We start from the raw sequence: 19,805 nt of genomic DNA on the forward strand, positions 1-19,805 counted from the left end.
AGCCGGCTACGCCCATGATCGCATCAATGCATCGAGGTTCGTCAATGCCATCTCTCGACCGGGGCGCCTTCGGCGAACTGGACATCGGGCGCCCGGTCGGTGTCGCGCCGTTACTCCGGTCAGATCGCGGTGGCCTTGACCACCTTCCACTCCCCGTCGACCGGGACCATGGTGAGGACGACCCGGTTCTGGTCGACCTTCTCCCCCGCCGTGGTCACGTTGCGCCGGTACTGGTTGAGGTAGAGCAGCAGTTCGACCCGGTCGGGGTCGGCGCTGACCACGCCGGTGGCGGAGACCTCGGCGAGCACGACCGCCTGCTGCTTGGCGGCGGTTTGCTTGAGCGCGGCGGTGGTCTGCGCGTACTCGTCGGCGAACGCCCCACTGGCGAAGGTGCGGCCGTTGGCGACGCTGTCGTCGAAGGTGCGGTAGTCGTAGGAGAAGAGCGCCCTGGCGGCGGCGGGCGCGGTGGCCAGTGCCTGGCGTACGGCCTGGTCGCGCTGGTCGGCGCGGCGGTCGCCGTACCAGCCGGCGAGGGCCACGGCCGCCGCGAGGACGGTAGCCACGACGAGGGTGGGCACGAGTCGGATCCGCGCCGGGCGTCGACGCAGGACGGTCGGGATACGCATGGCTCTCCTCCTCCGGGTCAACCGGAAACGCCACGTTGTCATAGATGTTCATGGAGCCGAACAGTGCGCCGTCCTGGAACAGCACACGGAACAGCTTGCGCACCTCGTACAGCGCCCGTTCCGACAGGCTGGGCAGGTTCCGCCCCTCGATCAAGATGTCGCCGCGGTCCGGGCGCAGCAGGCCGACCAGGGTCTTGAGGAACACCGACTTGCCCGTGCCGGACGGTCCCAGCAGGACGGATATCTCGCCCGCCGGCAGGGTCAGGGTGACGTCCGACCAGACGGGCTGGCCACCGAAGGACTTCGTCAGTCCCCGCACGGCCACCTCGACGCCCATCGACCCCTCCCGTCACCTGTTCTGCCTTGGACATCGCCGGGATCGGTCGAATCGCAACAGTTCTGGATCCACTCCTTTTCGGCGTCGCCCCGCTACAGAACGTGAGAGGTGCGAAAACCAGCCTGCTTCAGTACGGTGCGGTTAATTCGTCGGTGTTGAAGGTGTCTCGCAGCCCCATGAACCGAGCAATCGACCCAGAGCTGGTCCGTCGGGCCGTCCACGGTGACCGGGCCGCGATGGCGGAGCTGCTCACCGGCGTACGCCCAGGCCTGGTCCGCTACTGCCGCGGCCGGCTCGGCCGGGTCGGCGGGGCATACACCACGGCCGACGATGTCGCCCAGGAGGTCTGCCTGGCGATGCTGCGGGCCCTGCCCAGATACCAGGAACAGGGCGTCCCCTTCGCCGCGTTCGTCTACGGCATCGCCGCACACAAGGTGGCCGACGCCCAGCGTGCCGCCATCCGCGACTCCGCCGTCACCCCCATGGACACGCCCCTGGAGAAGCCCGACGGCGCTCCCGGGCCGGAGGCGCAGGCGGTCGCGACCGACCTCGCGCGCCGGCTGTCGGCGCTGTTGGACCGGCTGCCCGACGTGCAGCGGGAGATCGTCCTGCTACGGGTCGCGGTGGGGCTGTCGGCCGAAGAGGTGGGGGCGATCGTCGGGATGTCCGCGGCGGCCGTGCGGATGGCCCAGTCCCGCGCTCTGGCCCGGCTTCGTAGCCTTGCCGGGGACGCGTTGGACGAGGTGGCGGCATGAGCGAGCGCAGGCGAGCGAATCATCAGCACGGCGCTGGTGAGCCTCATGACGGCGTCGAGCAAAGCGAGACGGCGGCATGAGCGAGCGTCAGCTGGGCAGTGGCGAGGAGGCGGTGGACCTGGAGGTCCTCGCCCGCGACGACATGCTGCTCGACGCCCTCGGCCGGGGCGAGCCAGCACCGGCCGGCGACGAGCTGGCCGGGCTGCTCGCCGCCTGGCGGGACGACCTCGCCGACGGCACCCCCGACCTGGCGAACCTCCGCCCGCCGACCCCGGACGGGGACGCACCGGCGGTTCCGCTGCACCCGGCCGGCCGGTACCGCCGGCCCCGGCCCTGGACGCTGCGCCTTGCCGCGGCCGGGATCGCGCTGCTCGCCCTGGTCTCCGGGCTGGGCATCGGCAGCCGCAGCGCGGAACCGGGCAGCCCGCTGTGGTCGTTGACGAAGCTGCTGTACCCGCAGCAGGCCGAGGTGCGGGTCGTCGAAGGGACCATCGCCGAGGCCCGGGCCGCGCTGGCCGCCCGACGGTTCGACCGCGCCCGGCAGCTGGTCGACCGAGCCCGCAACGAGTTGACCGCGGTCACCGACCCGTCGGCCGCAGACCGGCTGCGCGGCGAACTCGACGCCCTGTCAGCGCAGCTGACCGCCACCCCGACCACCGTTGCGCCGACGGCCGCCACGCCCTCCCCCGCACCGACCGTGCAGCCGACCGGCTCCACCCCTCGGCCGGGCACCGCCACGTCGGCCCCCGAGCCGGCACCGTCCCAACCGGATACGCCGAGCGGCTCGCCGAGCGGGACCCGGAGTCCACTGCTGCAGCTGCCCCTGCCACTGCCCTCTTCGCCGTTGCTCCCGTCGCTGCCGGGCCTGCCCCTGCCCACCGGCGACCTGCTCCGTTAGACAGCGGACGAGAACATACCGGGCACATCGGGTATATGTGTGGTCCCGTCACCGCTGTGGTCGGTGCCCGTCCCCCTCGGCGGCCGCGGCCACGCGCTCGCTGGTCGGGCCGAGCCCCGGGGCCTGCTCCGCCGCCCCCGGCCCGCCGGGTGCCGCCTGCTCGCGGGCCCGCCGCCCGTACTCCTGGAAGAACTGCAGCAGCTCCACCGGGAACGGCATGACCAGGGTGCTGTTCTTCTCCGCCGCCACGTCCACCACCGTCTGCAACAGCCGCAGCTGGTACGCCCCCGGTGTGTTCGCCATCGCCCGGGAGGCGTCGGCGAGCCGCCGGGACGCCTGGAACTCACCGTCGGCGGCGATCACCCGCGCCCGCCGCTCCCGCTCCGCCTCCGCCTGGCGGGACATCGACCGCTTCATCTCCTCGGGCAACGACACGTCCTTGACCTCGACCCGCTCGATGAGCAGCCCCCACGGCTTCTCGGTGGGCGCGTCGATCACCGCCTTCAACTCGGCGTTGATCCGGTCCCGGTCGCGCAGCAGGGTGTCCAGGTCGGCCTTGCCGATCACCGACCGCAGCGCGGTCTGCGCCACCTGGAGCACCGCGGCCGGATAGTCCCGCACGTTGACCAGGGCCTTCACCGGGTCGACCACCCGGTAGTAGACGACCGCGTCGACGGTGAGCGTGACGTTGTCGCGGGTGATGACGCCCTGCGCGGGTACTCCGATCACCGTGGTCTGCATGCTGACCCGCACCATCCGGTCGGCGACCGGGATGATCAGTTGGAGGCCGGGCTGCCGGATCCGCTCCAGCACCCGGCCGAAGCGGAACACCACGCCGCGCTGGTACTGCTGCACCAGCCGGACGCTCAGCGACAGCCCGAGCAGCACGATCGCGACGACGACGACCAACGCGACTACGGCGGCGACTGCCATGTCCCCCTCGATCCCGGAGGCATCCGCCTCCCGGCGCCGCGCCTACCCGTTCCGCCGCCGTCCATTCGTGCGCGGGCCGTACGCCAGCCAACCCTGCCGCGGTGGGTGGCGTTGGCGGTGAACTCCCGCGGAATCGGCGGGACGCGGGGCGACCGCCCCGGCGTCACTCGGGGGGCCGGCTGGCGCCCCGCGCCACGGCGTCCGGCACGATCCGCCCGGAGTGCAGGTTCAGCACGGTGTCGGCCACCTCGATCAGCCGGACGTCGTGCGTGGCCACCAGGACGGTCGTCCCCCGGCGGACCGACTCCCGCAGTGCCGCGACGACCTGCTCGACGTGCCCGTCGTCCTGGTGAGCGGTCGGCTCGTCCAGCACCGCCAGCTGTGGGGTGAGGACGAGCGCCCGGGCCAGGGCCGTCCGCTGTTGCTCGCCCAGCGACGTCTCCCCGGCCGGACGCCGCGCGATGTGCTCGAGGTCCATCCGGGCCAGCAGGTCCGGGTCGACCGGCGTTCCCCGCAGCAGGGCCGGCAGGTGGACGTTCTCGGCGACGGTCAGCTCGCCGACCAGCGCCAGCCGCTGGGGCGCCAGCGCGACACCGGCCCAGTCGCGCACCGCGGTCGCCGGTTCGCCCTTGATGCGTACCCGGCCGGCCGTCGGAGCCATCACACCGGCCACCAGATGGCAGAGGGTGGACTTGCCCGACCCGGAGCGCCCGGCGAGGGCCACCAGCACTCCAGGGCCGATCCGCACCGTGACCTCGTGCAGCACGGTGACGGCCGCCGCGCCGCGCCCGTGGGTGTGGGTGACCGACTGGACGTCCACAAGCGACGGAGACGGGCCGCTACCCATCCGCTCCCCCCTCCCGGCCGCCCCGATCCGGCGCCAGCAGGCGCACGTGGTCGGCGTGCACCTCGACCAGCGCCCGGCCGCCCGGGAACAGGGCCAACGCCTGCTCCGGAAGCTGCACGCGCCCGAACCCGTCGATCGCGGCGGTCCGTCCCGCCGTACCGTGCTGCTCGGCCGACAGCACACCGTGCCGCAGGTGCAGCAGCACGTCCGCGACGGCCACCGCCCGGGCGTCGTGCGTGGCGAGCACCACCGCCGCGCCCTGCTCCGCGCACCGGCGCAGCCGGGCCAGAACGAGGTCGGCGGTGGCATCGTCGAGCTCGGCGGTCGGCTCGTCGGCGATCACCAGATCCGGTGGCCCGACGCACGCCGCGGCCACGGCGAGCCGCTGTTGTTCCCCGCCCGACAGCGCGCCGGGGGGCGCGTCCGCCCGGTCGGCGAGCGCCACGTCGTCGAGCACCGCCACCGGGTCGACGGATACACCGCGCAGCCACGCCGTCTGCTTGACCTGTGCCCGGGCGGACAGTTGCGGGAACAGCCCGTGCGCCGGCCGCTGGGCGATGTACCCGATGTGACGCCGGCGCAGCCGCTGCAGCTGGCGCCGGCTCAGCGCGGCGACCGGGACGCCGCGATGGCGCAGCGATCCACCGGCCGGCCGCTCCCGCAGCGCGAGGATCGCCAGGAGGGTGGACTTCCCGCTGCCGGACGGTCCGGTGATCGCGGTCAGCGTACCGGGGCGGACGCGCACGTCGACGCCGCGCAGCGCCTGGGTCGGACCGGTGGGCGTCGGATAGAGCTGGAGCAGCTCGGCGCCGTCGAGCAGCGGCCGGGTGACGTCGTCAGGCATCGGTGCGGTACGCCTCCTCCTCGCCGCGGCCGGAGCGCTGCCCGCTCACGGCCGTGGCCGCCCCGGCCGCCAGCAGCGCCGCCAGGGCCGCCGCCCCGAGCGCCGCCGGCGTGACGACCAGCCGGAACGCCGGCGCCTCGTCAGGAGCGACGTCGAGCAGCCGCCCGGCCAGCGGGGTGAGCAGCAGCAACCCCGCCACGGCGCAGAGCAACGCGACGGCCGCGAGGGCGGCCTGTTCGACCGCCCGCGACAGCAGGACGCGGGACCGACCGAAGCCGAGCCGCGCGAGCATGAGGTCGGTGGGCCGGTCGGCGGCCGCGCGACGCTGGGCGTGCACGCAGAGCGCCAGCACCGCGAGCAGGGCCAGGTAGCCGGCGACGGCCACCTGGTAGCCGCCCGCCTGTTCGGCGGCGACGAAGATGTCCCGGCGCCGTAGCTGGGTCGCGGTGTCGAGCTGCCGCGGCTGCACGCCGTGGGCGCTCAGCACGGCGTCCACGGTCACGTCCGACGCACCCCACAGCTCGGTGCGGGCGAAGACGCCGGTTGCCAGGTTGTCGCGTGGCTTGAGCCGGGGGTCCGCCGGGCCGAACGCCGGGAACGCCGCGCCGGCGGACACCACGTACATCGGTTCGCCGGCGTAACGGGGAAACACGTCGACGGCGTCCACGACCCGGAGGCGTTCCCGCCAGGGCCCGGCCTCGACCTGGACGAGGTCGTCCACCTCGCTCCCCGCCACCCCGACGGCGATCGCCGGCAGGCCGGCCTTCGGGGCGTCCGGGTCGGCGGCGGCGAGCCGGCTCAGCGCGCGACGGGCTCGGGCGAGTTCCGGCCCGTGTCCCCAGGACGCGACATCGACGAGCGCGGCCGGGTCGGCGACGAGGAGCTGGTGCGTACCGAAGGTCGCCGCGTTCGTGACGTCGATCCGCCAGACGAGCGTGGTGCGGGCGGGCAGCGGCGGGGTGTGCGCCTCGGGCGCCGGTGCGTCGGCCGGCGGCTCCCCGTGCTTCGGACGCGGCGGCGCCAGCACCGGATCGTCGTCGAGCTGCCAGGCCGCCTCGATGGTGGCCACCGTATCGGCACCGGACCGCACGGCGACCCGGTCGTCGATCGTCGTCCGGGTGGCGGCCACGCCCGAGAGGGCGAACAGCACCATGCCGAGCCCGGCGGTGACCGCGGCGGCGACGGGGGCACGGCCGGGCGCTGCCGAGGCGAGTCGACGGCGGGCGAGCCACACCGGGGTCGGGCGCGTCACCCTGGGCGGTCTCCCCGGCCGGCGCCAGCCGGCCCGGATCAGCCAGGGCAACAGCCGCGTGCCGAGGGCACCGGCCGCGACGAAGACGAGCAGCGGCACGAGCAGGTCCGTGCTCCGGGCGTCGCCGTCGGTGCGGTCCGCGGCCGCCAGGCCCGCCGTCGCGGTGACCGCTGCGGCGACCAGCAGGATCAGCCACGGTACGCGACGACGGTGGGTGTTCGGGGCGGCCGGGCGGACCCGTCGGGCCGCGACGGCGCCGGCGAACACGCCGACCAGGATGACGCCCACCGCCATCGACGCCGCCGCGAGCCGCAGCCCCGGCCCGACGGACAGGGCGGTCACGGCACCGGGGGGACCGACCTGCCCGACGACCGCCCACGCACAGAGCCAGCCCAGTACGCCGCCCAGCGCGGCCGGCAGCAGGTGTTCGAGCGACCAGAGCAGGGCGACGAGGGCGGTGGGTGTGCCGGCGCCGACCGCGTGGCGCAGCTCGATGTCACGGCGACGCAGCGCGGCGGCCACCACCGCGACCAGGGAGGTCAGCGCGACCAGCACGGCGGCCCATTCCAGCGGCAGGGTTCGTCGCCGCGCGCCCGCCGCCACCTCGCCGGCCTGTTCGCTCAGGGTGCCGATACCGCTGGCCACCCGGCGGGCGAGGATCTCGCCGTCGGATCGGCCCTGGACGTACCGCTTGCGCAGCAGGTCGATCCGGTCCGCCACCACCCGCCCCTCGGCGAGCGTCAGACCGGGGGCGAGTGCGGCGTCCACCGACCAGAGCATCTGGTCGCCGACCCCGTCCGCCAGTGCCTCGACGGTCGCGACGTCGCCGATGACGAGGTACGCCGGCAGGGTCTCCAGCGCGCTGTCGGGTGGCAGCTCACTTCGGCGGAGGGACCAGTCCCGGCGGCCCGGCGGGTCCAGCGGCCGGCGGCCGTCCTCGGCGACCTGGTAGCTCCCGGCCACGGTGGTGTCGACGTGCCGCTCGTCGCCGTTGCGGGTACGGGCGGAGAACGTCACCGGGTCGCCCGCCTTGACGCCGAGTTCCCGAGCCAGCGGCACGGGCAGCCAGACCCCTCCGCCGGCCCGCCCGACGGGCCCGTCCGGCGCTGCTACGAGCTGCTCGGCCGGGTCGGGTAGGGCGAAGAGACGGGCGCGCTCGCCGCGGCCCCCGTGCGCGAGAACCGACTCCCACAGGGCCGACTTGTTGAGTTCGACGCCCACCGACTTCCCGTTGAGGGTGGGCGCGGACAGTCCGGGAATGGAGCGGATCTCGTCGAGAACGGCGAGTTGGTCGGCACTGGACGGCGACGCCGACGCGGTCAGCCGGATGACGTCCGCGTCGCTCTGGCGGGCGCCGGCGGGCACGGCGGCACGGGCGCTGTCGAACGCCGCGTTCTCCGACGCCTCGGCGAACATCGGCGGTGCCGCGCTGGCCGTGCCGAGCACGGTGAACACGAGCAGCACCAGCAGCGACCACGGCCCCTGGCGCACCCCCCACCACGGCGCCGACCACGGCAGCGGAGTACCGCCTCGCCGGGCGCGGCGGGACGGGGCGCGGCCGGCCGAGGGGACGTCGTTCGCGCCCGTCTCGTCGAGCCGATGCGCCATCCGGATCCCTCCGTCGTGTGCGGATTCACCGATCCTGCCCGCTCACCCGCCGGAAGGAAGGCCGCACCGACACAACCGGACAAACCACGTCCCGACCGCGCCACGGGCGATGCCCGGCGAACTGTTCTCAGACACTGTTGTCAAGGATACCCGGGGCACCTAACCTTGACATCGGAGTCAGAGCTAGACGCGACTGGAGGAGCGCCGTGAGTGCCCAGACAGGACCCACCCCGGGCCGCGACCTGGCCGGACATCAGCGGTCGCCGGCGCGCGAGACGGCATTCGGCAACGACCGGATTGACCCGCGCGGCCGGCGACGGCGGATCGTCGAGTCGATCGCCCTGCTCAGCAGCGGGCTGCTGGCCGGCGCGTTCGGCTACGGGGCGGTCAATGTCGTGCAGACGTTCAAGGCGGTGCCGCTCGACGTCCGACTGACGTTCCACACGGCACTCATGAAGATGAACGGGCCGGTGATGCAGAGCACGATGGGCCTGGCCGTGCTCAGCAGCGTCGTTCTCGCGGTGCTCAGCCGCGGGGCGGCCCGCCGACTGGCCGCGACCGCCGGCGCCCTGGTCGCGACCTCGTTCCTGGTGACCCGGTTCGGCAACGTGCCGATCAACGCGAAGATCAAGGTATGGGCGGTCACCACCGCGCCGCCGGACCACGAGGCGATCCTGCGCCGCTGGGAGATCTTCAACGACGTACGCACCGGCGCCGCCCTGGTCGCGTTCGTCCTCCTGCTGGTCCTCGCCTCCACTCGCCTCGGGGACCGGTCGTGAGGCTCGCGGTGTTCGGCGCCGGCGGGGGGGCACCGGCCGGCTGCTCACCGCGCAGGCCGCCGCCGCGCGGGTCACCAGGTGGTCACCGTGGTTCGGGATCCCGCGCCGCGGCACCCAGAGCATCGTGACGGCGATGCGGAAGGCGGGCGTCGGCCGGTTGGTCGTGGTGACCGCCGCCGGCCACACCACTGACGGGGACGGCCCGCTGACGCGCGCCGACGTCGTACGTGGACCGATCACATCGAACACGATTCACCCCTAGCGCTCCGGTCGACCTTGGCAATATCCTCCACAGCACGCGAGGCAGTTGGAGTTCCTTTTCATGCCCCGGACGGGCCGCCGCCCGTCGCCGCGTGCCGTCACGGGCGGTTCTGGCCGGCCACAGAGGAGATGACATGTTCGACCACCCTGAGTTGGACCGCCGTACCCTGCTGCGCGCCGGCCTCGGCGCCGCCGCGGTCGCGGTCGTCGGGAACGAACTCGCGTTCCCCGCCGCCGCGCAGGCCGCCACCGGCGCGGACCTCGACTGGATCATCAGCTGCGACGGGTGGGGCGCCCGCCCGCCGGCCGACCCGCTGTCGATCAGCGCCACCCCCACGAACAAGATCATCGTGCACCACATGGCGTTCCCGAACAGCACCGACTACTCGGAGGAACACGCCAAGCAGCTCGCCCGCGACTGCCAGGACCTGCACATCGACGGCAACGGCTGGTCGGACACCGGCCAGCACTTCACGGTCAGCCGGGGCGGCCACATCCTGGAGGGCCGCCACGGCAGCCTGGAGCGCCTACGGGCCGGCGACCGGCAGATGATCTCGGCGCACTGCCCCGGCGAGAACGGCCGGGCCATCGGCATCGAGAACGAGGGCACCTACGTCACCGACACCCCGCCGCGGGAGCTGCTCGACTCCCTGGTCAAGCTCTGCACCACCATCTGCCAGCGGTACGGGCTGCACGCGCACGACATCTTCGGCCACTGGGACTTCCGGGCCACGCTGTGCCCGGGGGCGATGTTCTACCGGGAGTTCCCCGCGCTGCGGCGCCGAGTCTTCGCCGAGCTCGGCACCCACCTGTCCGAGGTGCCGGCCCGCCGCTGGCCGGACATCTGGCGCTTCGTCGGCGGCCCCGTCGTCCAGGTCGCGCAGCAGCTGCTCACGTTCCGCGGCTACACCGTCCCGGTCAACGGCGTCTTCGACGCCGCCACCGTCGCCGCTGTGCAGGACTGGCAGGCCCGCAACGGCATCCCGGTCGACATCGACGCCACCCTCACCGCACCGACCTGGGAGACCCTGGCGCCGGAGCTGGACAAGGACGCCGTCGGCATCCCGGTCGGCGCGGTGCAGTTCATGCTGAACTCCAAGGGCTACGCCGACGTCACGGTCACCGGCACGTACGACCACCCGACCAAGAAGGCCCTCAAGGACCTGCAGCACCTGCACGGTCTGGAGCCGACCGGCAAGGTCAGCACCACTACCTGGTGCGCCCTGGTGGGGGGCGTGGTGCGTCAGTCGTTCCAGAAGAACTGACCGACGTACCTGCGGGGAAGGCGGTGGAGGTGTCAACGGCGCCACCTCCACCGCATCCGCCGGCCATCATCTCGTCGCGCCTCGTTGGTCCCGGCTCGTCACTCTGCGACGATGCCCAGATCACCATCGAGGAGGCGAAATGATCAAATTCAACCCGTACCTCAGCTTCCGGGACACCGCACGCCCGGCGATGGAGTACTACCAGCAGGTGTTCGGCGGCAGCCTGACGTTGAGCACCTTCGGCGAGTTCGGCAACCCGGAGCCCGGGCTCGCCGACCTGGTCATGCACTCGCAGCTCGAGACGGATCGCGGCTTCACGCTGATGGCCTCCGACACCCCACCGGAGATGGGACCGCCCACGGTCGGCAACAACATCGCGGTGAGTCTGAGCGGCGACGACGCGGACGTGCTCCGGGACTACTGGAACAAGCTCTCCGACGGCGGCGCCGTGTCCGTCCCGCTGGAGAAGCAGATGTGGGGCGACGAGTTCGGCATGTGCGTGGACCGGTTCGGCATCGGGTGGCTGGTGAACATCAGCCAGCCGTCCTGACCGGGGGGCGAGACGCCGGCGGTCGCGCAGAACGACGGCTGCCTGAGTGCGGTGGACCGGGCCCCACCGCCTAGGGTGGCCAGCCATGGAGAAGACACGGCAGTCGCGCCGCGACGGCGGCATCACCGCGCTGGTGGAGGGATTCTTCGGTGCGGCCTGGTTCGGCTGGGGGCACGCCGCCCCACCCGGCTGGCTTGATCCGTGGCTGACCGTCGGCAGCGTGGCCGCCCTGCTCGTCGCGGTCGCCGGGGCGGTGGTCGGCTTCTCCAGCCCGGCATCGACCGCCGCGATCAACAATCGCGCGGCCGGCCGACGGTACGGGATCATCGTGGGCGTCGAGTTCGGGCTTGCCGGTGTCGGTGCCGCCCTGTTGGGCGGGTTCGGACAGCCGGACTACATCCCCGTGTGGATCTGCGCCGTGGTGGGCGTCCACTTCCTGCCGCTGGCACCGGTCCTCCGCGACCGGAACCTCGTTCCGCTGGGCGTCCTGGTCACGGCCACCGCGGTCGCGGCGTTGGTGGTCGGTCTGACCACCGGCGTGGCGCCGAGCACGATCACCGGCGTCGGCGCGGGGCTGTCGCTGTCGTTGTTCGGTGTGCTCGCGCTCGTCGGGGCACTGCGCCAGCCGCGCTCCGCCCCCCGGGGTGACGCCGCGCGCCTGTAGCCGCTCGGCGGCGGACCGACCGCCGTGAGAACCGGCCACCGGACGCCCGCATACGATCGTCCGGTGGCCGGCCTCGACGACACCACCCGCGACGAGGATCGGGCGCGCCAATGAGCGCCGGAACGGTGCCGATCGGGCCGACGCTGGTCGCCGCCCTGGTCGGGCTGACGGTGGCGGCCGCCGCCGTGCTGTGGCTGAGCGGGATCGGCCGGGGCCGGGCCGTGCTGACCGCGGCCGCCCGGGCCACCGTCCAGCTCGGCGTGGTGTCGCTGGTCATCGTCGCCGTGCTGCGCGCCTGGTGGAGCACGGGCACGTTCATCCTCATCATGTACGTGGTCGCCGGTGTCACCGCCCGCCGCCGGATCGGGCCGGCCTGCCCCCGCCGGGTCGCCCCGATCGCGATCGCGGCCGGGGTGGCGCCGAGCCTGGTGGTGCTGCTGGCCAGCCGGGCGCTGCCGGCGACGCCGTTGGTGGTGCTGCCGACGGCGGGCATCCTGATCGGCGGGGCGATGACCGCGACCAGCCTCGCCGGCCGGCGGACCCTGGACGAGCTGCGCACCCGGCACGGCGAGTACGAGGCAGGGTTGGCCCTGGGCCTGCTCCCCCGCGACGCGGCGCTGGAGATCTGCCGGCCGGCCGCCGGGCAGGCCCTCATTCCCGCGCTGGACCAGACGCGCACGGTCGGACTGGTCACCCTGCCGGGCGCGTTCGTCGGTGTGCTGCTCGGCGGGGCCGGGCCGCTGGAGGCCGGCGCGACCCAGCTGCTCATCCTGCTCACCCTGCTGGCGGTCGAGGCGGTGGCCATCGCGCTGGCCCTGGAACTGCTCGTCCGCGACCGGGCCCGCACCGCGCCCTGAGCCGCCAGGAGTGTACCCGGACCGTGAGGGGGTACCTGCGGCCGGTGACCAGGGTACGCAGCCTGCGCGTCCGACCCGACCTGCTCTACGTGGCGAGCGGGTGGAGCAGCCTCGTCACCGACGTGCGCGGCCGGATCAGCGGCACCGATCCCCAGGGCTTCTTCGCCCGCAACACCCGGGTGCTCAGCCGGGAACGGATCGCCGTCGACGGCCGGGAGCCGGTCCCGTTCGCCACCGGGAACGTGCGGGGACACGCCCAGCTCTCGTACGCGGAGCTGGGCAACGGGGAGGAGCTGCCGTCGCGGGCGGCATACCTGATGACCGAGCGGTTCGTCGGAGCGGGGCTGCGGACCCGGTTCACCGTGGTCAGCTACGCCGCCCGGCCACTGGAGTTCGCGCTGCAGATTCGGGTCTCGGCGGACTTCGCCGACACCAGCGAGGCGGAGACGGGTCGACGGTTGCAGGTCGGCGAGGTCGGCACCCGGTGGGATCCGGCGGCGGGGGAACTTCGCCTGACCTACCTGTGCGACGGCCTCGACCGGGCGGTCGCGATCGTGGTCCGGGCCGACAGCCCGGTGGTGTACGACGACGGCGCGTTCCGCGTCGGGGTGGCGGTGCCACCGCGTGGCAGCGCCCGGGTTGAGCTGTTGGTCGAGCCGGTCTTCGACGGGGAGCGGCTGGCCGCTCCCCCGGCGACGTTCACCGAGCCGGACGATTCCGCCGCCCGGGCCCGGTCCCGGTTGATCGGCGAGCTGACCGATTTGAGCAGCAGCAACTTCGACGTGACGGCCGCGTGGCGGTGCGCCACGCACGACCTGGCGGTGCTGCCGCTCGGCGAACCGGCCGGGCCGGCGGCGCCGATCGCGGGGTTGCCCATCTACCAGGAGATCTTCGGCCGGGACACGATGACGGCGTCGTGGCAGGCGTTGCTGGCGGGTCCGACGATGCTGGGCGACAGCCTGCGGCTCATCGCCGGGCACGTGGGCGAGCGGCTGGACGACTGGCGCGACGAGGAACCGGGCAAGCTGCTGCACGAGGCGCGCCAGGGGCCGGTCTCCGCGCTCGGGCTGAACCCGTTCACCAGCTACTACGGCGACTGGTCGACCGCGCCGGACTTCCTGGTCTTCCTCGGGCAGTTCCTCGCCTGGACCGGTGACCTGGACACCGTACGGGAGTTGTTGCCGACGGCCCAGCGTGCGCTGGGCTGGATCGAGCGGTACGGCGACCCCGACGGCGACGGCTTCCTGGACTACCACCGCCGCTCCCGGGCGGGGTTGAAGAACCAGGGCTGGAAGGACTCGGACACCGCGATCGTCGACGAGTACGGGCAGGTGGTGGCCGATCCGATCGCGACCAGTGAGCTGCAGGCCTACTGGTACGCCGCCCTGCGGCACGCCGCCGTGGTGTTCACGGTGACCGGCCATCCGGCCCGGGGCGCCGCCCTGCTGGCCCGGGCCCGGGCGCTGCGCCGCCGTTTCCACCGCGCGTACTGGCTGCCGGAGCGGGGCTGCTACGCGATGGCGCTCGGGCCGGACAAGCGGCCGGTGCGTTCCACCAACTCCAACGACGGGCACCTGCTGACCAGCGGCATCGTGCCGCCCCGGGTCGCCGCGCTGGTGGCCGACCGGCTGTTCGCGCCGGACATGTTCAGCGGCTGGGGGGTGCGGACGCTGTCGGCCGACCACCCCGCCTACAACCCGTTCAGCTACCACCGGGGCAGCGTCTGGCCGGTGGAGGCGGGCACGATCGGCCTCGGCCTGGCCCGGTACGGCTGCTGGCCGCACCTGCACCGGCTGGCCGAGGGGATGTTCGCCGCGGCGGCGCTGTTCGAGGAACATCGGCTGCCCGAGGCGCTCAGCGGACTGCCCCGCGGCCCGGCCCACCCGCACCCCGGCGTCTACCCCAACTCCTGCTCCCCGCAGGCCTGGTCGGCCAGCGCGATCATCGCCCTGGTCCAGGCGATGTTGGCGCTGCGACCGGCCGCGCCGTTGCGGACGATCTTCGTGGATCCGCATCTGCCGGAGTGGCTGCCGGACCTGCGGTTGGAGGGCGTACGGGTCGGGCACGCCACGGTCGACCTGACCGTACGGCGCCGCCGGGGCGGGCGGACGTCGGTGACCACGCGCGGCGACCGGCTGGCGGTGGTCCGCCGCGCCCCCCGTCAGGCGATCTCCGCCCGCCGGCACCGGTGACGGCGCGGGGTGTAGCCGGAACCCGGTGGGGAATGTGGTGCGGAACTGGGGCCGAGACGAAAGGGACCGGCATGGAGAGTCGCGCCAAGGCGATGGGCCACGGGGTCCATCCCATCCTGATCGTGTTCCCGCTGGGGCTGCTCGCCACCGCGGTGATCTTCGACATCCTCTACCTGGCGACCGACCGGACGGGATTCCAGATCTCGGCCGCGTACACGATGGGCATCGGCATCCTCGGTGGCCTCCTCGCCGGGTTGTTCGGTTTCATCGACTGGCGTGGCATCCCCGCCGGTACCCGCGCGAAGCGGGTCGGCGCCGTGCACGGCCTCGGCAACGTGCTGGTGCTGGCGCTGTTCGCGGCGAGTTGGTTCCAGCGGCTGGCCGCCACCAACTGGGATCCGCACGCCCCGGCCCTGATCTGCAGCTTCGTGGGCATCGCCCTCGCCGGCGTGACCGGCTGGCTCGGCGGTGAACTGGTCGAGCGGCTCGGCGTCGGCGTGAGCGACGAGGCCGGGGTGAACGCCCCGAGTTCGCTGTCACGCCGCTCCGCCGGCGGAGCCCGGGCCCGCGGCGCCTGAGTGGGCATCCCTCGTCTCGGCCCGGCTCCACCAGGGCATCAACTGGGCGATGCCGAACGCTACCTCGACGGCGAGGAACAGCCACAGGAGCCGGGTGGCACCGTGGGTCAGCGCGTACGCCTGCCACATCGTGAACAGCGTGCGCGCGGCCCCGTCGAGCAGTCCGTGGACCGGCAGTGGCCGGACGATGCGCACCAGGGCCCAGAGCGCCACGAGCGAGCCCATCAGGTTCGCGTACAGGGTCTGCAGCGGGTCGAGGGCGGGCAGGACGCCCAGCCCGAGCGCGCCACCCAGCGAGGAGAGCGCACCGTGCAGTAGCGCGTAGGTCCACGGCGTCGCGAAATCCCGCCGTGACGACGAGGTCGTACCAGGCGCTGGCGCATACGACGCGAAGGTAGGTCCGGCGTGCGGGGGCGATCAGATGTCTCACAACGAGGCTCCACCGGTCTTGTGGCAGTGACGCCTCACGCTAAACACTGGAGTAGACTCCAAGGTCAAGTCCACGGTCCGGCGGAGGATCATGCGTATCGGGGAGCTGGCCGCGCAGACGGGCATGACCAGGGACACCATTCGCTTCTACGAGAAGGCTGGCCTCGTCACAGGTCGGCGGCTGCCCAACGGCTACCGCGACTTCCCACCCGAGACGGTGGTCTGGTTGCAGTATGTCCGCACCGCGCAGACGCTCGGATTCTCGCTGGCCGAGATTGCCCGGCACGGCGCGGAACTACGCGACGCGCCTGACTCCGCGCAGGCGTTGTCCGCGCTGTTCGAGGAGAAGATCCGAATTGTCGACGTACGGATGGCGGAACTCGCGGCGCTGCGGGCCGAGCTCACCGCACGCGTCGGCATCGGATGCCCGTTGCAGGCCGATCGAGCCAGCTGATCACGGGCCGTCGGCTGCGCCGGTCAACCCTGGTCCGGACTGGCGGGCTGATCGCCGGGGAGGAGCTTGTCCAGGGTGATCGGCAGGTCGCGGATCCGGACGCCGGTGGCGTGGTGGACGGCGTTGGCGATCGCCGCTGCCACGCCGACGATGCCGATCTCACCGACGCCCTTGGTGCCCATCGGGTTGACGTACGGGTCGTCCTCCTCGATCAGGTGCACCTCGATCGCGCCGACGTCGGCGTTGCTGCTGATGTGGTACTGGGCGAGGTCGTGGTTCACCACGTGACCGAAGCGGAGATCGAGCACGCCCTGCTCGTGCAGCGCCATGGACAGACCCCAGGTCATTCCGCCGAGCAGTTGCGAGCGGGCGGTCTTCGGGTTGACGATCCGGCCACACGCGAACACCCCCAGTTGCCGGGGCACCCGTACCTCGCCGGTCTCCTCGTGCACCCGCACTTCGGCGAACTGCGCGCCGAAGCTGTGCATCGCGTACCGCTTGAGGTAGGGGTTCTCCGGCATGTCCGCGGTGACCTCCAGCCCGTGGGCCGGCACGGTACCGCCGTGCTCGGCGGCCAACCGCTGGCGCAACTGGTCGGCGGCCGCGCAGATCGCCGAGCCCCAGCTGGTGATCCCCGCCGATCCGCCCTCCTCGGTGGCCGGAGGGTACGCGGTGTCACCGAGTCGCAGGTCGACCTGCTCGACGTCGACCTGCAACGCGTCGGCGGCGACCTGGGTCAGCGCGGTCCGGGTGCCGGTACCGATGTCCGCGGCCGCGATCAGCACGACGTACCGGCCGTCCGGGCCGATCCGGATGGTCGCCTTCGAGCCGGGCAGCCGGAGCACCGGGTACGTCGCGGCGGCCACCCCGGTGCCCACCAGCCAGCTGCCCTCGCGGCGCGCCCGTGGGGTGGCGTCGCGCTGCTCCCAGCCGAACCGGCGGGCCCCCTCGCGTAGACAGGCGACCAGGTTGCGGCTGGAGAAGGGCAGGCCGAAATGGGGGTGCACGTCCGGCTCGTTGCGGATCCGCAGTTCTATCGGGTCCAGGCCACAGGCGACAGCCAGCTCGTCCATTGCCGACTCGAGCGCGAACATGCCGGAGGCCTCCCCGGGCGCCCGCATGATCGTCGGCGTCGGGACGTCCAGGTCGGCCAGCAGCTGGCGGGTACGGCGGTTCGGTGCGGCGTACATGCCTGGGGTGGCTCTGGTGCTGTGCTCGGCGAACTCCCTGACTTTCGAGGTCTGCTCGATCGAGTCGTGGTCGATCGCGACCAGCCGACCGTCGCTGCCGGCACCAAGCCGGACCCGCTGAATCGTCGGCGGCCGGTAGCCGGTCTGCGAGAACGTCTGCTGCCGGGTGAGCGCGAACTTCACCGGTCGCCCCGGAACGAGCCGAGCGGCCATGGCGGCGAGCACGACGTCGGCCCACGGATAGACCTTCGACCCGAACGCCCCGCCGACGTGCGGCGATATCACCCGTACCCGGTCGGGGTCGAGCCGGAACGCACCGGCCACCACGGCCTGGATCCGGTTCACCCCCTGGGTCGACAGGTGCAGGGTGAACCGGCCGTCCGCCCAGCAGGCGATCGTCGTGTGCGGCTCCAGCGCGTTGTGGGTGTTCCAGGAGGTGCTGTAGGCCTGGTCCACCCGCACCGCCGCCGAGGCCAGCGCGGCGTCGACGTCGCCGTCGGCGGTGCCCATCGGGAAGATCGGCATCACCTCGTTCGGCACCCGCAGCTTCTCCCGGTGGGCCCGTACTTCGCCGCGTAGGTCGACGTTGTGGGGCCGCGCCTCGTAGTCCACGCGGACCAGGCCGGCGGCGTGCCGGGCGATCTCCGAGGTCTCCGCGATCACCCCGCCGACGATCTGGCCCCGGAAGGCGACCTCGTCGGACTGCAGGATGCGCAGGTCACCGTTGTCCGTGGCGACTCGAGGCGCGTTCTGGTAGGTCAGCACGGCCAGTACGCCCGGCTGGGCACTCGCCTGGCTGCAGTCGATTCCGGTGATCCGGCCGACGGCCACGGTGCTCTGCACCGGGAACAGGTACGCCGGGTGCTCGGCCGGCTGCTCGAAGGCGTACCGGGCCAGGCCGCGCACCTTCTCCGCGCCCTCGAACCGGTCCAGCGCCCGGCCCATCGCCCGGGGCGTGATCGTGGTCATCGCGGCGCGCCCGTCAGATCCAGCAGCGCGCGCACCATGGTGTTGCGGGCCAACGGGACCTTGAACGCGTTTCCCGGCAGTGGTCGGGCGTCGGCGAGTTCGGCCTCGGCGGCCTGGCGGAACCGTTCCTGCGCGGCCGGGCCGCCGCGCAACAGCTCCTCGGCCCTGACCGCCCGCCACGGCTTGTGCGCCACCCCGCCGAGCGCCAGCCGTACGTCACGCACCACGCCATCCGCCACGTCGATCGCAGCGGCCACCGCGACCAGCGCGAACGCGTACGACGCCCGGTCGCGGATCTTGCGGTAGCACGAGCGGGCCGCGAACGGCAGCGGCGGCAGGTCGATCGCGGTGATCAGCTCGCCATGCTGAAGCACGGTGTCCCGCTGTGGTTGCGGTCCGGGCAGTCGATGCAGCTCGGTCATCGGGATCGCCCGCTCCCCGTCCGGCCCCTCGGTACGCACCACGGCGTCCAGCGCGGCCAGCGCGACGGCAAGGTCCGACGGATGGGCCGCGACGCACTCCGGCGAGGTGCCGAGGACGGCGAGGTCGCGATGGTACCCCTCGATGGCGGAGCAGCCGGTCCCTGGCTCGCGTTTGTTGCACGGGGTGGTGACGTTCTGGAAGTACGGGCAGCGGGTGCGCTGCAGCAGGTTCCCAGCGGTGGTGGCGAGATTGCGCAGTTGGCCGGAGGCGCCGGAGAGCAGGGCCTGGGAGAGCACCGGGTACCGTCGCCGGATCAGCGGATCGGCGGCGAGTTCGCTGTTGGGAGTAGCGGCGCCGATCCGTACCCCGCCGTCCGGCAACTCGTCGACCTGGTCGGAGGTCAGCCGCCGTACGTCGACCAGCAGGTCCGGCCGGGCTACGTCGAGCTTCATCAGGTCCACCAGGTTGGTCCCCCCGCCGAGGAAGGCCCCGTGCGGCGCCTCGGCGAGCAGCGCGACAGCCCCGGACACACTGCCGGCACGCTCGTAGCGGAATGTCCTCATCGCCGCGCCGCTTCCTGGATCGCCGGCACGATGTTGGCGTACGCGGCGCAGCGGCACAGGTTGCCGCTCATCCGCTCGCGGACCTCGTCGTCGGTCAACATCGCCACGGCCGGACCGTCACCCCCGCCGGCAGGCTGGCCCGCGGTCACCGCGCTCGGCCAACCGGCCTCGGCCTCCCGCAGCATGCCGACGGCCGAGACGATCTGGCCCGGCGTGCAGTAGCCGCACTGGAAGGCATCGTGGCGGATGAAGGCATGTTGCATCGGATGCAGCTCACCGTCCGGTGCCAGCCCGGCGGCCGTCACGATCTCCGCACCGTCGTGCGCCACGGCGAGCGCGAGGCAGCTGTTGGCCCGCCGGCCGTCGAGCAGCACCGTGCAGGCACCGCACTGCCCGTGATCACACCCCTTCTTGGCACTGGTGTGGCCCAGCCGCTCGCGCAGGGCGTCGAGCAGCGTGGTGCGGACATCCACGGTCAGTCGGTGCGGGGTCCCGTCCACCCGGATGTTGACTTCGACTTCCATCTCGCCG

General features: G+C 72.9%; 19 protein-coding genes and 1 pseudogene. 10 read left to right on the top strand and 10 right to left on the bottom strand.

The annotated features are described in order from the left end of the window. Positions 1-119 precede the first annotated feature (119 nt). Both ACIRG9_RS27235 and ACIRG9_RS27240 read right to left on the bottom strand, forming a co-directional pair. Positions 120-626: a hypothetical protein gene (locus tag ACIRG9_RS27235; protein WP_402861752.1), complete on the bottom strand. Its 507-nt coding sequence runs from the start codon at positions 624-626 to the stop codon at positions 120-122. 55 nt (positions 627-681) lie between these two features. Next, a pseudogene (locus tag ACIRG9_RS27240) lies at positions 682-963 on the bottom strand (ATP-binding cassette domain-containing protein); the annotation flags it as partial. A gap of 176 nt (positions 964-1,139) precedes the next feature. Between ACIRG9_RS27240 and shbA the strand changes: the two are divergent. Next, positions 1,140-1,718, top strand: coding sequence for an RNA polymerase sigma factor ShbA (gene shbA / locus ACIRG9_RS27245; RefSeq protein WP_402861755.1), 579 nt, complete (start codon positions 1,140-1,142; stop codon positions 1,716-1,718). Positions 1,719-1,794: 76 nt separating this feature from the next. After that, positions 1,795-2,616 (top strand): anti-sigma-D factor RsdA, encoded by an 822-nt coding sequence (locus tag ACIRG9_RS27250; RefSeq protein ID WP_402861758.1) that lies wholly within the window; start codon positions 1,795-1,797, stop codon positions 2,614-2,616. A gap of 48 nt (positions 2,617-2,664) precedes the next feature. Here the strand turns inward: ACIRG9_RS27250 and ACIRG9_RS27255 are convergent, their stop codons facing one another. The 4 genes from ACIRG9_RS27255 to ACIRG9_RS27270 form a co-directional block, all read right to left on the bottom strand. Continuing rightward, complete coding sequence (locus tag ACIRG9_RS27255) at positions 2,665-3,549, bottom strand: SPFH domain-containing protein (protein ID WP_402861761.1); 885 nt, start codon at positions 3,547-3,549, stop codon at positions 2,665-2,667. A gap of 163 nt (positions 3,550-3,712) precedes the next feature. Then, a complete protein-coding gene (locus ACIRG9_RS27260; protein WP_402861764.1) occupies positions 3,713-4,369 on the bottom strand; it encodes an ABC transporter ATP-binding protein in 657 nt (218 codons plus the stop codon). A gap of 19 nt (positions 4,370-4,388) precedes the next feature. Beyond that, positions 4,389-5,240 (bottom strand): ABC transporter ATP-binding protein, encoded by an 852-nt coding sequence (locus tag ACIRG9_RS27265; RefSeq protein ID WP_402861767.1) that lies wholly within the window; start codon positions 5,238-5,240, stop codon positions 4,389-4,391. After that, positions 5,233-8,100 (bottom strand): hypothetical protein, encoded by a 2,868-nt coding sequence (locus ACIRG9_RS27270; protein WP_402861770.1) that lies wholly within the window; start codon positions 8,098-8,100, stop codon positions 5,233-5,235. Before ACIRG9_RS27270 ends, ACIRG9_RS27265 begins: the two co-directional genes overlap by 8 nt. A 206-nt stretch (positions 8,101-8,306) precedes the next feature. Here ACIRG9_RS27270 and ACIRG9_RS27275 point away from each other — a divergent pair, with 206 nt between their 5' ends. From ACIRG9_RS27275 to ACIRG9_RS27305, 7 genes are all read left to right on the top strand, one after another. Continuing rightward, complete coding sequence (locus tag ACIRG9_RS27275; protein WP_402861773.1) at positions 8,307-8,879, top strand: anthrone oxygenase family protein; 573 nt, start codon at positions 8,307-8,309, stop codon at positions 8,877-8,879. Between the two features lie 395 nt (positions 8,880-9,274). Continuing rightward, a complete protein-coding gene (locus tag ACIRG9_RS27280; RefSeq protein ID WP_402861776.1) occupies positions 9,275-10,405 on the top strand; it encodes a peptidoglycan-binding protein in 1,131 nt (376 codons plus the stop codon). Between the two features lie 139 nt (positions 10,406-10,544). Then, positions 10,545-10,955, top strand: a complete 411-nt coding sequence (locus ACIRG9_RS27285; RefSeq protein ID WP_402861779.1) for a VOC family protein — start codon at positions 10,545-10,547, stop codon at positions 10,953-10,955. A gap of 85 nt (positions 10,956-11,040) precedes the next feature. After that, on the top strand, positions 11,041-11,619 hold the full coding sequence (locus tag ACIRG9_RS27290; RefSeq protein WP_402861782.1) for a hypothetical protein: 579 nt from the start codon (positions 11,041-11,043) through the stop codon (positions 11,617-11,619). A 110-nt stretch (positions 11,620-11,729) separates the two neighbouring features. After that, positions 11,730-12,476: an ABC transporter permease gene (locus ACIRG9_RS27295; RefSeq protein ID WP_402861785.1), complete on the top strand. Its 747-nt coding sequence runs from the start codon at positions 11,730-11,732 to the stop codon at positions 12,474-12,476. A 44-nt stretch (positions 12,477-12,520) separates the two neighbouring features. Beyond that, on the top strand, positions 12,521-14,668 hold the full coding sequence (locus tag ACIRG9_RS27300) for a glycogen debranching N-terminal domain-containing protein (RefSeq protein ID WP_402861788.1): 2,148 nt from the start codon (positions 12,521-12,523) through the stop codon (positions 14,666-14,668). Between the two features lie 71 nt (positions 14,669-14,739). Further along, positions 14,740-15,246, top strand: coding sequence for a DUF2231 domain-containing protein (locus ACIRG9_RS27305; RefSeq protein WP_402861791.1), 507 nt, complete (start codon positions 14,740-14,742; stop codon positions 15,244-15,246). Here the strand turns inward: ACIRG9_RS27305 and ACIRG9_RS27310 are convergent. After that, a complete protein-coding gene (locus ACIRG9_RS27310) occupies positions 15,205-15,471 on the bottom strand; it encodes a hypothetical protein (protein ID WP_402861794.1) in 267 nt (88 codons plus the stop codon). The genes ACIRG9_RS27305 and ACIRG9_RS27310 overlap by 42 nt on opposite strands. Before the next feature lie 295 nt (positions 15,472-15,766). On the opposite strand from ACIRG9_RS27310, the gene ACIRG9_RS27315 reads away from it, so the two are divergent. Continuing rightward, positions 15,767-16,129, top strand: coding sequence for a MerR family transcriptional regulator (locus ACIRG9_RS27315; RefSeq protein WP_402861796.1), 363 nt, complete (start codon positions 15,767-15,769; stop codon positions 16,127-16,129). Positions 16,130-16,152: 23 nt separating this feature from the next. Here the strand turns inward: ACIRG9_RS27315 and ACIRG9_RS27320 are convergent, their stop codons facing one another. Genes ACIRG9_RS27320 through ACIRG9_RS27330 form a run of 3 tightly spaced genes read right to left on the bottom strand, consistent with a single transcriptional unit; the run spans position 16,153 to position 19,798 of the window. After that, on the bottom strand, positions 16,153-18,288 hold the full coding sequence (locus ACIRG9_RS27320) for a xanthine dehydrogenase family protein molybdopterin-binding subunit (RefSeq protein WP_402861799.1): 2,136 nt from the start codon (positions 18,286-18,288) through the stop codon (positions 16,153-16,155). Further along, positions 18,285-19,274: an FAD binding domain-containing protein gene (locus tag ACIRG9_RS27325; RefSeq protein ID WP_402861802.1), complete on the bottom strand. Its 990-nt coding sequence runs from the start codon at positions 19,272-19,274 to the stop codon at positions 18,285-18,287. Before ACIRG9_RS27325 ends, ACIRG9_RS27320 begins: the two co-directional genes overlap by 4 nt. Then, entirely contained in the window at positions 19,271-19,798 is a 528-nt protein-coding gene (locus ACIRG9_RS27330) for a 2Fe-2S iron-sulfur cluster-binding protein (RefSeq protein ID WP_402861805.1), read from the bottom strand. Before ACIRG9_RS27330 ends, ACIRG9_RS27325 begins: the two co-directional genes overlap by 4 nt. Between the last annotated feature and the right edge of the window lie 7 nt (positions 19,799-19,805).

It is taken from the genome of Micromonospora sp. NPDC093277 (assembly GCF_044765245.1).
GTDB lineage: Bacteria > Actinomycetota > Actinomycetes > Mycobacteriales > Micromonosporaceae > Micromonospora.

What these genes read in the sequence shown, in the direction of transcription:
- ACIRG9_RS27235 (WP_402861752.1), bottom strand. Translation starts at nt 626, where the DNA reads ATGCGTATCCCGACCGTCCTGCGTCGACGCCCGGCGCGGATCCGACTC.
- shbA (WP_402861755.1), top strand. Translation starts at nt 1,140, where the DNA reads ATGAACCGAGCAATCGACCCAGAGCTGGTCCGTCGGGCCGTCCACGGT.
- ACIRG9_RS27250 (WP_402861758.1), top strand. Translation starts at nt 1,795, where the DNA reads ATGAGCGAGCGTCAGCTGGGCAGTGGCGAGGAGGCGGTGGACCTGGAG.
- ACIRG9_RS27255 (WP_402861761.1), bottom strand. Translation starts at nt 3,549, where the DNA reads ATGGCAGTCGCCGCCGTAGTCGCGTTGGTCGTCGTCGTCGCGATCGTG.
- ACIRG9_RS27265 (WP_402861767.1), bottom strand. Translation starts at nt 5,240, where the DNA reads ATGCCTGACGACGTCACCCGGCCGCTGCTCGACGGCGCCGAGCTGCTC.
- ACIRG9_RS27270 (WP_402861770.1), bottom strand. Translation starts at nt 8,100, where the DNA reads ATGGCGCATCGGCTCGACGAGACGGGCGCGAACGACGTCCCCTCGGCC.
- ACIRG9_RS27280 (WP_402861776.1), top strand. Translation starts at nt 9,275, where the DNA reads ATGTTCGACCACCCTGAGTTGGACCGCCGTACCCTGCTGCGCGCCGGC.
- ACIRG9_RS27285 (WP_402861779.1), top strand. Translation starts at nt 10,545, where the DNA reads ATGATCAAATTCAACCCGTACCTCAGCTTCCGGGACACCGCACGCCCG.
- ACIRG9_RS27290 (WP_402861782.1), top strand. Translation starts at nt 11,041, where the DNA reads ATGGAGAAGACACGGCAGTCGCGCCGCGACGGCGGCATCACCGCGCTG.
- ACIRG9_RS27295 (WP_402861785.1), top strand. Translation starts at nt 11,730, where the DNA reads ATGAGCGCCGGAACGGTGCCGATCGGGCCGACGCTGGTCGCCGCCCTG.
- ACIRG9_RS27305 (WP_402861791.1), top strand. Translation starts at nt 14,740, where the DNA reads ATGGAGAGTCGCGCCAAGGCGATGGGCCACGGGGTCCATCCCATCCTG.
- ACIRG9_RS27310 (WP_402861794.1), bottom strand. Translation starts at nt 15,471, where the DNA reads ATGGGCTCGCTCGTGGCGCTCTGGGCCCTGGTGCGCATCGTCCGGCCA.
- ACIRG9_RS27315 (WP_402861796.1), top strand. Translation starts at nt 15,767, where the DNA reads ATGCGTATCGGGGAGCTGGCCGCGCAGACGGGCATGACCAGGGACACC.
- ACIRG9_RS27320 (WP_402861799.1), bottom strand. Translation starts at nt 18,288, where the DNA reads ATGACCACGATCACGCCCCGGGCGATGGGCCGGGCGCTGGACCGGTTC.
- ACIRG9_RS27325 (WP_402861802.1), bottom strand. Translation starts at nt 19,274, where the DNA reads ATGAGGACATTCCGCTACGAGCGTGCCGGCAGTGTGTCCGGGGCTGTC.
- ACIRG9_RS27330 (WP_402861805.1), bottom strand. Translation starts at nt 19,798, where the DNA reads ATGGAAGTCGAAGTCAACATCCGGGTGGACGGGACCCCGCACCGACTG.